The 12,941-nt window shown below is 73.2% G+C and carries 10 protein-coding genes; 5 read left to right on the top strand and 5 right to left on the bottom strand.

Annotation, left to right across the window (positions count from 1 at the left end; all coding sequences use genetic code 11):
• Positions 1–66 precede the first annotated feature (66 nt).
• The gene (locus IEZ31_RS06365; RefSeq protein ID WP_190248794.1) at positions 67–945 is read right to left on the bottom strand and encodes a LysR family transcriptional regulator; all 879 of its coding nucleotides are present in this window, start codon (positions 943–945) and stop codon (positions 67–69) included.
• Positions 946–1,030: 85 nt separating this feature from the next.
• On the opposite strand from IEZ31_RS06365, the gene metE reads away from it, so the two are divergent.
• Both metE and IEZ31_RS06355 read left to right on the top strand, forming a co-directional pair.
• Positions 1,031–3,229 carry a 5-methyltetrahydropteroyltriglutamate--homocysteine S-methyltransferase gene (metE, locus tag IEZ31_RS06360; RefSeq protein WP_229834316.1) on the top strand — a complete coding sequence of 733 codons (2,199 nt, stop codon included), beginning with the start codon at positions 1,031–1,033 and terminating at the stop codon, positions 3,227–3,229.
• 4 nt (positions 3,230–3,233) lie between these two features.
• Positions 3,234–3,713, top strand: coding sequence for a cupin domain-containing protein (locus IEZ31_RS06355; protein WP_190248792.1), 480 nt, complete (start codon positions 3,234–3,236; stop codon positions 3,711–3,713).
• A gap of 85 nt (positions 3,714–3,798) precedes the next feature.
• Here the strand turns inward: IEZ31_RS06355 and IEZ31_RS06350 are convergent, their stop codons facing one another.
• From IEZ31_RS06350 to asnB, 4 genes are all read right to left on the bottom strand, one after another.
• The gene (locus IEZ31_RS06350; RefSeq protein WP_190248791.1) at positions 3,799–4,530 is read right to left on the bottom strand and encodes a hypothetical protein; all 732 of its coding nucleotides are present in this window, start codon (positions 4,528–4,530) and stop codon (positions 3,799–3,801) included.
• 128 nt (positions 4,531–4,658) lie between these two features.
• Positions 4,659–5,576 (bottom strand): carbohydrate kinase family protein, encoded by a 918-nt coding sequence (locus IEZ31_RS06345; protein ID WP_190248790.1) that lies wholly within the window; start codon positions 5,574–5,576, stop codon positions 4,659–4,661.
• A 168-nt stretch (positions 5,577–5,744) separates the two neighbouring features.
• The gene (locus IEZ31_RS06340) at positions 5,745–6,863 is read right to left on the bottom strand and encodes an AAA family ATPase (protein ID WP_190248789.1); all 1,119 of its coding nucleotides are present in this window, start codon (positions 6,861–6,863) and stop codon (positions 5,745–5,747) included.
• Positions 6,864–6,869: 6 nt separating this feature from the next.
• Positions 6,870–8,819 carry an asparagine synthase (glutamine-hydrolyzing) gene (asnB, locus tag IEZ31_RS06335; protein ID WP_190248788.1) on the bottom strand — a complete coding sequence of 650 codons (1,950 nt, stop codon included), beginning with the start codon at positions 8,817–8,819 and terminating at the stop codon, positions 6,870–6,872.
• 71 nt (positions 8,820–8,890) lie between these two features.
• Here asnB and IEZ31_RS06330 point away from each other — a divergent pair, with 71 nt between their 5' ends.
• From IEZ31_RS06330 to IEZ31_RS06320, 3 genes are read left to right on the top strand one after another with little or no spacing between them, the layout of a single operon-like run.
• Positions 8,891–10,327 carry an aminopeptidase P family protein gene (locus tag IEZ31_RS06330; RefSeq protein ID WP_229834314.1) on the top strand — a complete coding sequence of 479 codons (1,437 nt, stop codon included), beginning with the start codon at positions 8,891–8,893 and terminating at the stop codon, positions 10,325–10,327.
• A gap of 60 nt (positions 10,328–10,387) precedes the next feature.
• Positions 10,388–10,954 (top strand): LemA family protein, encoded by a 567-nt coding sequence (locus IEZ31_RS06325; RefSeq protein ID WP_190248786.1) that lies wholly within the window; start codon positions 10,388–10,390, stop codon positions 10,952–10,954.
• Between the two features lies 1 nt (position 10,955).
• Positions 10,956–12,818, top strand: a complete 1,863-nt coding sequence (locus IEZ31_RS06320; RefSeq protein WP_190248785.1) for a DUF2207 family protein — start codon at positions 10,956–10,958, stop codon at positions 12,816–12,818.
• The last annotated feature ends 123 nt before the right edge of the window (positions 12,819–12,941 follow it).

The raw sequence follows: 12,941 nt of genomic DNA, 5'->3' as shown, positions 1-12,941 counted from the left end.
GACACCACGCTTCCACCGCCACGGCGCCGCGACCGGCGCGGGAAGCAACCGTCACGGGCCGCCGCGCTAGCGCCGCAGCACCTCCTGCGTGGCCTGGACCAGCGCCATCAGGTCCTCGCTCGGTCGCTCGGGCGGCCACACCAGTCCGAACGTCAGGCGCAGGCCGGTGTCGACCAGCGGCACGAATCGGACATCTGGGCGCCGGACGGTGTCGACGACCAGTTGCGCCACCGGCAGGGCGCCGCGCCCGGCCGCCACCAGGTCGATCGCCGCCAGGGGGTCGTCGACCGCCTCCGGCGCCAGCCGCAGCGGCCCGCAGGCCGTCGTCGGAGAACCGGTCAGGACGGGGCGGAGGCCGCGGGGCAGCAGCAGGCTCGGCACCTGGGCGAGCGAGACGCGGGCCGCGGAGGACAGCGGGTCGGCGGACGGCACGGCCAGGTGGGTCAGTGGGACGTGGAAGCGGGCGGAGCTCGCGCAACCAGCGGGGAACGGGGTGTTCATCAATGCAGCCGAGGACAGGCCGTGGGTCAGCTCGTGGGTGGCCGCCTGCCAGCCGGCCGGGCGGAGCTCGACGTCGACCGGCGGCTTCCGGGCCGCCAGGCGGCGGGCGACCCGCGCGGCGAAGCCACCGACCAGCGGGGCATAAGCGAGCCGAATGCCCGGCGTGGACGGCACCGCGAGACGGGCGGCCTCGGCCGTGAACGCGGCGGCCTGGTCGAGCACGGCCTCGGCGTGCTGCAGCAGGGCACGGCCGGCGTCGGTGAGCTGGACGTCGCGGCTGGTGCGGTCGAAGAGCCGAAGGCCAAGCGTGCGCTCCAGGCGGGCCACCGCCTGGCTGACCGCCGGCTGGGACATGCCCAGCCCGGCCGCCGCCCGGGAGAACGAGCGGTGGCGGGCGACCAGCGCGAAGCACGCGATGTCGCGCAGCGGCGGGGCGTCGACCATCAGCCGAGTATCGGGCACGACGGCGGCTATTGGTGCCGCTTATCGATCGGGCACGGGAGGAGGTGCGACACCCAGGATGCGCTGCGTGACTGATGACTTTCCTGCTTCGACCGTCCTCGGCTACCCGCGCGTCGGGCCCGATCGTGAGCTGAAGCACGCGCTGGAGGGGTACTGGGACGGCCGGATCGACCGCGCCGGGCTCGACCGCGTCGGGCGGGCGCTGCGCGCGGACACCTGGCATCGGCTGGCGCAGCTCGGGCTGGACGGGCTGCCGTCGAACACGTTCTCGGAGTACGACCAGGTGCTCGACACCGCGGTGCTCGTCGACGCGGTGCCGGACCGCTTCCGGGAGCGCTCCGAGCCGTACTTCGCGATGGCGCGTGGGGCCGACGGGGTCGCGCCGCTGCGGATGACGAAGTGGTTCGACACCAACTACCACTACCTCGTGCCGGAGATCGGGCCGAGGACGCGGTTCCGGCTGGTGGCCGACAAGCCACTGGGCGAGGTGCGGGAGGCGCGCGAGCTGGGGTACGAGACCCGGCCGGTTGTCGTGGGACCGGTGACGTTCCTGCGGCTGGCGCAGGCGGCGCCCGGCTCGCCCGCCGGGTTCGCGCCGATCGACCGGCTGGACGACCTGCTCGACGTGTACGTGCGGCTGCTGACCGCGCTCGCCGACGAGGGGGTCGCCTGGGTGCAGCTGGACGAGCCGGTGCTGGTCACCGACGGTGGGTCGCCGGCGGTCCGGCATGCGTACCGGAGGCTGGCGGGGCACGGGCGGCGGCCGCGGCTGCTGGTGGCGTCGTACTTCGGGGACATCGCCGACGCGCTGCCGGCGCTCGCGGTCACGGCCGTCGAGGCGGTCGCGCTGGACCTGACGCACGGGGTGCCGGCGAACGTCGACCTCCTGCGGGGCAAGACGGTCGTCGGCGGGGTCGTGTCCGGGCGCGAGGTGTGGCGCACCGACGCGGACTCGGCGCGGGCGCTGCTCGCCGGGGCGAACGCCACCAGCGTGAGCACGTCGTGCTCGCTGCTGCACGTGCCGTACTCGCTGCGAGGGGAGGACGTGCTGCCGGGGCGGCTGGCGTTCGCGGAGGAGAAGGTCGCGGAGGTGGTCGAGCTGGCGCGGCTCGGGCCGAAGCCGGGGCCGGTTCCGGTCGCCGCGGCGGTGGGGGGCTCGCCGGGCGTGCACGAGCTGCGGGTCGAGCTGCTCAACCGCCGGGAAGGCGGGGTGCCTACGGAGCGGAACGGGCGCGCGGAGCGGAGTCCGTACGAGGTCAGGGCGTTGGCGCAGCGCGACCTGGGACTGCCGGTCCTGCCGGTGACGACCATCGGCTCGTTCCCGCAGACGGGGGCGCTGCGGGCGGCGCGGCGGGAGGTGGCGGCCGGGGCGCGGGGCGAGGCGGAGTACGAGGAGCTGGTGCGGGCGGAGATCCGGCGGGTCGTCGAGGTGCAGGAGCGGCTCGGGATCGACGTGCTCGTGCACGGCGAGCCGGAGCGCAACGACATGGTGCAGTACTTCGCGGAGCACCTCGACGGGTTCGCGGTGACGCGCAACGGGTGGGTGCAGTCGTACGGGTCGCGGTGCACGCGGCCGCCGATCCTGCACGGCGACGTCCGGCGGAGCGCGCCGATCACGGTGCGGTGGGCGCGGTATGCGCAGTCGCTCACCGACAAGCCCGTCAAGGGCATGCTGACCGGGCCGGTGACGATCGTGGCCTGGAGCTTCGTGCGCGACGACCTGCCGCTGCGGGACGTGACGATGCAGGTCGCCGAGGCGGTGCGCGCCGAGGTGCAGGACCTCGAAGCCGCCGGCATCCGGGTGATCCAGGTCGACGAGCCGGCGTTGCGGGAGCTGCTGCCGCTGCGGCGGGAGGAGCAGGCGGGCTACCTGGAGTGGGCCGTGGCGGCGTACCGGTGGGCGACCGGGGGCGCCGGCGACGCGACGCAGATCCACACGCATCTGTGCTACAGCAACGCCGACGAGGTGCTGGCGGCGATCGACGCGCTCGACGCCGACGTCACGAGCATCGAGTCGGCGCGGTCGGGGACGGCGGTGCAGGGGTTCGGGCGAGGGCTCGGGCCGGGGGTGTACGACATCCACTCGCCGCGCATCCCGGACGTCGCCGAGGTGACGGCGCGACTGCGGAACGCGCTGCGGCACGTGCCGGCCGAGCGGCTGTGGGTGAACCCGGACTGCGGGCTGAAGACGCGGACGTACGAGCAGGTGGAGGCGGCGCTGGCCAACGTCGTGGCCGCGGCCCGGAAGGTTCGGAGCGTATTGTGAGCGTATGTCCTATCCGCCACCCCGGTATCTCGGGGAGTCCGGGGAACAGAGCGCCACCTACCGACCGGCCGACGCGCCGCCCGAGTGGACCTATGCCAACGGCAACACGGTGCACTACCTGGCGACCGGGGCCACGACACACGGGCAGTTCGGGTTGTACCGCTGGGAGATGGGACCGCAGCCGAGCGGGCCCGAACCGCACTTCCACCGGTCGATCTCGGAGTCGTTCTACATCCTGCGTGGGACGATCCGGATCTACGACGGCGAGCGGTGGATCGACACGGTGCCCGGCGACTTCGTGCACGTTCCGGAGGGTGGGGTGCATGGCTTCCGGAACGAGTCCGGCGAGCCGGCCTCGATGTTGTTGCACTTCGCGCCCGGGGCACCGCGGGAGGCGTACTTCGAAGGGCTGCCCGACCTGGGCAAGCTGACCGACGAGGAGCGCGCCGCGTTCATGTTGGAGCACGACACGTTCTGGCTGTAGCCGTGTCCTGACCGGGGTTCAACGCGCACACGAGGAGGTGCCGCGCGGTGCCGGCAACCGGCGGCGCGCGGCACGAGTCCGGCGGTCAGGGAGTGGTGGGCTGGCCGGTGACTCGGGTGTACTCCTCCGGGGTGCCGATGGCCGGGCGGTTGGCCGGGTGTTCGACGTAGTGCTCGACGACCGTGCCCAGGAAGACCGGCTCGACGGCCAGGAGTTCGAGCGGGATCAGGAGCCAGCCGGGGTCCGGGTGGCCGGGGCGGCGGATGCTGAGGGCGAGCTTCGGGGAGCGCACGGTCAGCGGGAGCGGGGCCGCCGGGACTCGGACCAGTTCGTCCCACGTCACCTTGCGGCGGCCGCCGGCGCGGATGGTCAGGCCTGACGGGCTGACGATGATGCGCGGGCCGCGCAGGAGGGGGACGGCGGCCGCGGCGATGATCAGGGCGGCGACCGCGTTGATGGCGATGCGCACGCCCAGCGGCAGGGCCGGGTCGCTCTCCAGGAACAGGGTGCCCAGCAGCGCCCAGCCCATGGCCATCCGGCCCTGCCAGACCGGGGAGCCGGGGGCCACGAAGGCGTTCTCCCGGATCCGGAGGGCCAGCGGGTGCGCCACCGACCGGAACGCTATGCCGAAGGCGATGAAGGCGGCGGCCAGGATGACGATCGGGGCCAGGAGGAGGGCTATCGCCAGCCAGAGCGGGGTGTTCTGCGGGGTGACGGCGAACTCGTACGTCACCCGGAGGGCGACGAGGACCAGGGCAATGGCTGCGGCCGTCAGCTTGCTCGTCAACAGGTGGCGGTCGAGCTGGCCCGGGGTCACACCAGCCAGTTTACGAACGGGACTCCACCTCGGCGAGTGGTCCGGCCCGAGGCGGGACCCAGCAGAAAGGAGAGCGGTCCGGTCCGAGGCGGGACCCAGCAGCGAGGAGAGCGGGGCAAGCGACGCGGCTACACGGCCAGGTCTACGAAGCGGGCGCGGAGATCGGGCAGCGTCGGCATCGAGACGGCGCCGCCGCGGGACTCGCAGACCAGGCCGGCCACGTGGACGGCGACCCGGGTGAGTACCGCCCAGCTGCCCAGGTCGGCCGGCAGGCCCTGGGTCAGGATGCCCCAGGACAGCCCCGCCATCGTGGCGTCGCCGGCGCCGGTCGCGTCGACCGGGGTGATGCGGGCGGGCGGGACGCGTACCGTGCCGGCGGTCGATGCCACCAGGGCGCCCGCGCTGCCGATCGTCACCACGACCGCGCCGGCGCCCAGGTCCAGCAGGCGGCCGGCGGCCGACTCCGGAGACTCGCCCCACAGGGCCAGCGCATCGGCCGACGAGAGCTTCACCAGGTCGGCCGTGGTGGCGAACTCGGCCACCACGTCCGGGTTCAGGCCCACGATCGGGCGGACGTTCGGGTCGAAGACGCGGACGGGGCCCGGCACCGACCAGGCCCGGCGGGCCGCGGCCAGGACCGGTGGGGAGAGGAGGGCCATCGAGCCGCAGTACAGGAGGCCGGCACCCGCGATGAGATCGGTGTCGATGTCGGGCGCGTCGTAGCGGGCGTACGAGTCGCCGTAGAAGCGGAACGAGGGCTCGTGGCCCTCGAACGTCGTCACCGCCAGCGTGGTCGCGACGCCCGGGACCGTCACCGCGGCCGCCGTGCCCACGCCGACCGAGGAGAGGTAGGCCAGCAGGCGGGCGCCCCACGGGTCGTCGCCGAAGGAGCCGAGGAACCGGGCCGGGGCACCCAGGCGGGCGATGCCGACCGCGACGTTGAACGGGGCGCCGCCCACCGCGGGGCGGTAGATCACCGAGTCTCCCGACGGCTCCTCGAGCAGATCGACCAACGCCTCACCGAGCACCACCGCGTAACCCGTCACCGGGCCAGTATCACGGTGCCGGTCACCGCTTGGCCAGCCACAAGCCGCCGCGCCAAGGTCCACGGAAAGCCGAAAAGCGTGGGGAACCGGGAAAAGCGGAATCAGAGAGACGGGGAGAGCGGAGGGCGGGAAACAGCGGAGCAACACAGCGGCCGGCGCAGCCGGCCATCACCGCGCCGGGCGGTGCTTGGCCAGCCACAACTCTCGGGCCAGCTCCCCCGGGCTCAGCCCCGGCGGGCCCGCGGAGCGCACGAACGACGTCGCCCCGTCCGGGCCCTTGACCGTGAACCAGCACTGCGACGGCTCCAGCACCTCCGCCCCCTCGCTGGCGGGCGGTATTGCGCGGGCCGTGAACACGAGCTGCGCGCGGGCCTGGTTCAGGTCCCGATCGCGGAGCAGGCGCAGCGCCTCGGCCGCCAGGCCGGGGTGCAGGATGGCGTCGAGGTCGTCGACCAGGAGCACGCCGCCGTTGTCCAGGGCCGGCAGCAGCTCGGCGAGCAGGTCGAGCCAGGCGATCGTGCCGTCCGACTCGACGTACGAGCCCAGGGGCTGCGGCCCGGTCCGGCCCTCGTGCACGAGCCGGACCGTCGAGGCGCTGGTGTCGACGCCCGCGATGCCCAGGTCGGCCCGGGTCAGCAGCAGGGTCAGCTGGTCGGACCAGCGGGAGGCCAGGTGGTCGAGGCCGCCGACCAGGCGGGCGCCGGCGGCGATGCGCACCTGGCGGATGCCCGCCAGCCAGCGGGCGATGGGGGCCAGGCCGGGGTCCTCGGCGTCGGCGCCGAGGGCGAGCAGTGTGGTCGTCGGGTCGAGCGCGGTACACAACGCGTCCAATCGCGCCTGGGGCAGGCTGCGCACACCCGTGCGGTCGCGCTCGAACCACACCCGGCGGCGGAGCTGGTCGTGGGCATGGAGCCACTCTGCCGCGATTTCGCCCGTTTTGTACGCGCAGCCGTAGACGTAGCGGATGCCGTCCAGGATGAACTCGATCTCGAACCGGGTGGGCAGGATGCGGGCCGCCGGATCGAGCTGGAACGGCTCGAACCGCCGGGTGACCTCCCGGGCATCGCTCCCGGCGGCCGCGAGCGAGCGCAGCGTGGCCAGGGCGCGCAGGACCGTGGACTTGCCGCTGGCGTTCGCGCCGAACACGCCCACGAGCGGCGAGACGCGGATCGCGCCGCCGTGGGCCAGGGATACGGAGAAGCCGGAGAAACCGCCGTCGGCGAGCAGGGTGATCTCCTGGATGTCGCGGACGGAGCGGTAGTTCTGGACGCGGAACTTGAGCAGCATCGCCGCTCACGGTAGGTGCAATTGCGCCCGATGACGGGGATCCTGATCATCCTCACCAGCGAAATAACCCGGGCCCGGACGCAGCGTGCGCGTCACGAACACCGCGTGCCAGACGCAGAAGACCAGCACGGTCCACAGCTTGCGGCTGTGGTCGGCCTCCTTCTTCCGGTGCGCGCGCAGCAGGCCGCGGACCACGTCGAGGTCCAGCAGGTCGCCGGCGCCGGAGGTGTCGAGCAGGCCGTGGGCCCAGTCGTACATCTCGCCGCGCAGCCACGGCCGGATCGGCACCGGGAAGCCCAGCTTCTTCCGGCTCGCGATGGCGGCGGGGACCACGCCGGCCAGGGCGCGGCGCAGCGCGGCCTTCGTCTCGTGGGAGCGCGGGGGCACCTTGAGCTCACTCGGCAGGGTGGCCGCGACCTCGAACACGGCCCGGTCGAGGAACGGGGTGCGCAGCTGCAGCGAGTGGGCCATGGTCATCCGGTCGGCCTTGACCAGGATGTCGCCCCGGAGCCAGGTGTAGAGGTCGATGTACTGCATGGTCGTCACGTCGTCGAGGGCGCTCGCCTCCTTGAAGACCGGCCCGGTGACGTCGGTGTGCCGGATGTCCGGCTCATAGTGGCGCAGCAGCGCGGCCTTCTCCTCGTCGGTGAAGATGCGCGCGTTGCCGTAGTACCGCTCCTCGATCGGCGTCGTGCCGCGCTCCAGGAAGCTCTTGCCCTTCATGCCCTGCGGGATGACCCGCGCGACGGCGCGCAGGCCGCGCTGCATGGAGTCGGGGAGGTGGCTGACCGTGGCCAGGGAGAGCGGCTCGCGGTAGATCGGGTAGCCGCCGAACAGCTCGTCGGCGCCGTCGCCGCCGAGGACCACGGTGACGTCGCGGGCGGCCCGCTCGGCCAGGAAGTACAGCGGCACCAGGGCGGGGTCGGCGACCGGGTCGTCGAGGTGCCAGACGATGCGCGGCAGCGCCTGCATGAAGTCGGCGGGCGTCACGACGGTTGCGGTGAGCGGCACGCCGAGCACCCGGGCGGACTGCTCGGCCACGGCGATCTCGGAGAACTGCTCGTCGTCGTAGCCGACCGTGTAGGTGCGCAGGTGCGGGTCGACCTCGGCGGCCAGGGCGACGATCGCGGTCGAGTCGATGCCGCTGGACAGGAAGGCGCCGACGGGCGCGTCGGCCTTCAAGCTCGCGTGGACGCTGTCGCGCAGGGCCACGGTGATCCGCTGTACCAGAGCCTCCTCGTCACCGGCCGGGGACGGGCGGAACTCGAGCTGGCTGTAGCGGCGGTTGGCCAGCGGGCCGCCCGGCGTGTAGACGAACGACTCCCCCGCCCCGAGCCGGCGCACGTCCGGGTGCATGGTCGCCGGCTCCGGCACGTACTGCATCGTCAGGTAGTGCTGCAGGTTGGCCGTATCCACCCGAGAGGGGTCCGCGACGAACGGCAGCAGGGCCTTCTTCTCGCTGGCGAGGTACACGCCCTCGGGCCGGCTCAGCTGGTACAGCGGCTTGATGCCGTAGGGGTCGCGCGCCCCGAACGCCCGGCGGGCCGACGAGTCCCAGATCACGAACGCGAACATGCCGCGGAACCGGTTGACCGCGCTCGGCCCCCAGTGGTGGTAGGCGGCGACGATCACCTCCGCCTCCGACCCGGTGACGAACCGCGCGTCCCGCTGCTCGATGAGCTCGGCGCGCAGCTCGGCGGCGTTGTGCACGGCGCCGTCGAACGCGATGAGGTACCGCCCGGCGGTCACGCCCAGTGGCGGGTACGACAGCGGCTGGGCGCCGCCGATGCTGTCGGTCACGGCCAGCCGGTGCACGGCGAACACGACCTCGTCGGTCGCCACCACCCGGCGGTCGTCCGGGCCACGGTGGCGCAGCAGCCCCAGGGCGTCCTCGACCGCATCCCGGTGCGTCGCCGCGTCTCCCCGCGCGCTGACGAACGTGAGCAGTCCCGCCATAGCCTGCATCCTCGCACGCGGTACGGTCGCAGGTGGAGCACGAATCAGCGGCGATGAGGGCAGGGAGCACGATGAACGACGCAGGTCAGCAGTCACACGACCCGGATTTTCCGGAGCGGTTCGTCGACTTCATGCGGACCGGCTGGCGTGACTCGGGGCTCGACGCGGCGCCGCGGACGGAGGCCCCCAACCACGCGAAGCGGCGCGCCGACCTGTCGGCCGCGTTCCCGGGCGAGACGCTGGTCGTCCCGACCGGCGTGGACAAGGTGCGCTGCAACGACACCAACCACCCGTTCCGGCCCGGTTCCGACCACGCATGGCTCACCGGTGAGCACGATCCGGATGCGGTGCTGCTGATGCGCCCGACGGAGGGCGGCCACGAGGCGACGCTGTACCTGCGGCCGCGATCCCCGCGCGACACCGACGAGTTCTTCCGCGACCGCAACTACGGGGAGCTGTGGATCGGCCGCCGGCACACGCTCGCCGAGAAGGCGACCGAGCTGCAGCTGGGCACCGCGCACCTCGACGAGCTGCCGGCCGCGCTCGACGGGTGTGCGCCCGGCCGCACCCGGGTCCTGCGCGGCTACGACCCGTTCGTCGACGCGCAGGTGCGCACCGGCGCGCCCGAGCGCGACCAGGAGCTGGCCCAGGTGCTCTCCGAGCTGCGCCTGGTGAAGGACGCCTGGGAGGTGGAGCAGCTGCAGGACGCGATCGACGCGACCGTGCGCGGCTTCGAGGACGTGGCCCGGATCCTGCCGGCCGACCGGTCGGTGAGCGAGCGGCTCGTCGAGGGCGTGTTCGGCCTGCGGGCGCGGCACGACGGCAACGCGGTCGGCTACGGCTCGATCGTCGGCAACGGCGCCCACGCGGCGATCCTGCACTGGATGCGCAACGACGGCCGGACCGTCCCGGGTGACCTGCTGCTCATGGACATGGGCGTGGAGAACCGCAACCTCTACACCGCCGACGTGACGCGCACGGTGCCGGTGTCGGGGACGTTCACGCCGCTGCAGCGCCAGGTGTACGACATCGTCCACCGCTCCCAGCAGGCCGGCATCGACCTGATCCGGCCGGGGGTCGCGTTCGACGACATCCACCAGACGTGCATGCGGGTGCTCGCCGAGGGCCTCAAGGACCTGGGCGTGCTCCCGGTCAGCGTCGAGGAGGCGATGGACCGGTCGGCCATCCTGTACCGTCGGTGGACGCTGCACGGCTTCGGTCACATGCTGGGCCTGGACGTGCACGACTGCGCCTCGGCCCGCAAGGAGCGCTACAAGGAGGGCACGGTCGAGGCCGGCTATGTGCTGACCGTCGAGCCGGGGCTCTACTTCCAGCCGGAGGACGAGCTGGTGCCGGCCGAGCTGCGCGGCATCGGCGTGCGGATCGAGGACGACGTCCTGGTGACCCCGACGGGCGCGCGCAACCTGTCCGACGGCCTGCCCCGCAGCGCCGCCGACGTCGAGACGTGGCTCGCCGCTCAGCGCGAGGCCGGTCCGCGTTTGCCTTAGGTACGGTCAGATCCACGACACTGGCCGCATGGTCGAGCTCACACGCGTCACCATGCGGCCATGACAGCTCTCATCGTGCTCGGCGTCGGCGTCGTGCTCGTCGTCGCGCTGCTGCTCTGGGCCGTGTCCGCCTACAACTCGCTGGTCAAGGCCCGCAACCAGGTCGAGGCGTCGTGGGCGCAGATCGACGTGCAGCTCAAGCGGCGCCACTCGCTGATCCCGAACCTGGTCGAGACCGTCAAGGGCTACGCCGCGCACGAGCGCTCGACGCTCGAGGCGGTCGTCACCGCCCGCAACGTCGCGGTGCACGCGGCGCCGCAGGGCCTGGGCCGCCAGGCCGAGGCCGAGGGCATGCTGACCCAGGCGCTCGGGCGGCTGTTCGCGCTGGCCGAGGCCTACCCGGACCTGAAGGCCAACCAGGGCTTCCTGCAGCTGCAGGCCGAGCTGGCGGCGACCGAGGAGAAGATCGCGTACGCCCGGCAGTTCTACAACAGCGCGATCCAGACCTACAACCAGCGCATCCAGACCCTGCCGACGAACATCGTCGCCGGGATCGGCGGGTTCCGGATCCAGCCGTACTTCGAGGCGACCGGCGCCGAGCGCGCCGACGTCAACGTCCGGTTCTGACGTGTCCCCGGCCCTGCTGGTCGAGCTCGGGATCGGCGCCGCCGGGCTCGGGCTGTGGTTTCTCGCGTTCTGGGGCGCGCTGCTGTACACCCGTCCGCGCCCGATCGCGGCGGCGCCCCCGACGCAGGACTTCGGCGGCGCCGAGCCGCCGGCCGTGGTCAGCATGATCACCGGGCGCTGGGAGCTGACCGAGGACGCCGCCGAGTCGACGTTCATCGACCTCGCGGCGCGGCGCGTGCTGGAGTTCCGCCAGCCGGGCAACGACCCGCTCCAGACCACGGTGCACGTGCGCGAGGAGCGGCCGAGCGGGCTGAACCGGTACGAGACCATGATCTTCGAACGCGTGCGGCGGCTCGCCGTCGGCGGCACCGTGCCGCTCACCGCGCTCACGTTCCGTGACCCGGCCGAGGCCACGAGCTGGACGAAGCGGCTCAACGCGGCCATCGTCGCCGACGCGCGGTCGCGGGGCCTGTCGCGGCGGCGCTTCTCCCCCGCCATCGTGGCCGCGCTGACCATCATCGCCGCGGTGCCGTCGATCGCCGCCGGCCTGGCGGTCTACCTGCACAGCGAGCGGGACCCCACGTCCGACGACGGCGCCTGGGTCGCGCCGATCTTCTTCGTGTGGTTCGCGCTCGGGTTCTTCGCCGCGAAGTCCCGCGGCGAGCGCGACACGACGCTCGGCCGCGAGGTCGCGGCGCGCTGGCTCGGCCTCAAGCGCTACCTGCGCGCGCACGAGAGCTTCGCCGACCTGCCGCCCGCGGCGGTCACGGTGTGGGATCGCTACCTCTCCTACGGTGACGCGGTGGGCGCCACGCGCGTGTGCAGCGCCGTCATCGACCTCGGCATGGGCAACCGGGGCAAGGTGTGGTCGTCGTTCGGGGGGACCTGGCGGCGGGTGCGGGTGCGCTATCCGCGGTTTTTCCCACGGTACGGCCAGAAGGCGCTCCGCCTGGTCCTGAAGGCCGTCGGCGCGCTGGCGGTGGTGACACTCCTGGTCCAGTACGGGCACTTCGTCCGGGACCTCGCCCCGGGCCCGGTGACGTTCGTGCTGCAGGTCCTCGTCGTGGCGCCGCTGGTGTACGCCGGCTACTCGCTCATCGGCGTCGTCGTCGACCTGGCCACGCCGGTCACCGTGCGGGGCGAGGTGCTCTGGGTGGAGGTGTGGAAGTCGACGACCAGCGGCGACAACACCGTGCCCTGGCTGCACTACCTGGCCGTCGACGAGGGGCGCGAGGACCGCGCGGTGGCGTGGGCCTGCCCGTCGCCCCTGGCCGGCCGGACCCGCCCCGGCGACGTCGTCACGCTGACGGCCCGCCGGTGGACCCGCCGGGTGCTGACGCTGCAGGTCGAGCAGCAGGGGCGGGCCCGCGCGGCGGCCGCGGCCGCGGTCCACGACGAGGACACCGAGAAGCTGATCCTGCGGGAGATGTCGTCCGGGCTGCAGGGCCTGGCCGTGGCGGCGGCGATGCACGAGCCCGAGGTGTACCCGGGCCGCCTGCTCACGACGGACGAGGTCACCCGCGTCCTGGGCGCCCCGGCCGCCTTGCAGGACACGGGCCGCGCGATGGCGGTGGGCGCGATGGCGGTCGCGGCGTATCAGACCGCTGCCGGGTCGTCGCTCGTGGTGACGACGGCGAGCGGCACGGCGGCGTCGGAGCTGGCGATCCGCGTCCACCGCGGCGGCCTGGTCGTCCCGGGCGTCGGCGACGAGGCGTACACCTCGGGCGCCTGGGCGGTGGCCCGCCGGGGGCGGACGGTGGTGCGGCTGGAGCTGCGCACCGGGGGGCCGGTGCACCAGCAGGCGCTGACGTGGCTGCTGAGCCAGGCGATGTCCCGCCTCCCGATGTCCGCGGCCCCGCTCTGACGGCGCCGTCCCCCCACAAACGTCGGTCGATCTACCCTCGCCACCCACAGACGTTGGTCGATCTGGTGAGGGTGGATCGACCAACGTCTGGGCAAGCGCGGCGATCACGGCGACCCGCGACGG

The sequence above is a fragment of the Dactylosporangium sucinum genome, from assembly GCF_014647515.1.
Classification (GTDB): domain Bacteria; phylum Actinomycetota; class Actinomycetes; order Mycobacteriales; family Micromonosporaceae; genus Dactylosporangium; species Dactylosporangium sucinum.
This window is presented reverse-complemented; position numbering and strand designations above follow the sequence as displayed.

Excerpts from the sequence above, each read along its gene's own strand:
- IEZ31_RS06325 (WP_190248786.1), top strand. The coding sequence starts at position 10,388 with ATGACAGCTCTCATCGTGCTCGGCGTCGGCGTCGTGCTCGTCGTCGCG.
- IEZ31_RS06330 (WP_229834314.1), top strand. The coding sequence starts at position 8,891 with ATGAACGACGCAGGTCAGCAGTCACACGACCCGGATTTTCCGGAGCGG.
- IEZ31_RS06355 (WP_190248792.1), top strand. The coding sequence starts at position 3,234 with ATGTCCTATCCGCCACCCCGGTATCTCGGGGAGTCCGGGGAACAGAGC.
- asnB (WP_190248788.1), bottom strand. The coding sequence starts at position 8,819 with ATGGCGGGACTGCTCACGTTCGTCAGCGCGCGGGGAGACGCGGCGACG.
- IEZ31_RS06340 (WP_190248789.1), bottom strand. The coding sequence starts at position 6,863 with ATGCTGCTCAAGTTCCGCGTCCAGAACTACCGCTCCGTCCGCGACATC.
- IEZ31_RS06365 (WP_190248794.1), bottom strand. The coding sequence starts at position 945 with ATGGTCGACGCCCCGCCGCTGCGCGACATCGCGTGCTTCGCGCTGGTC.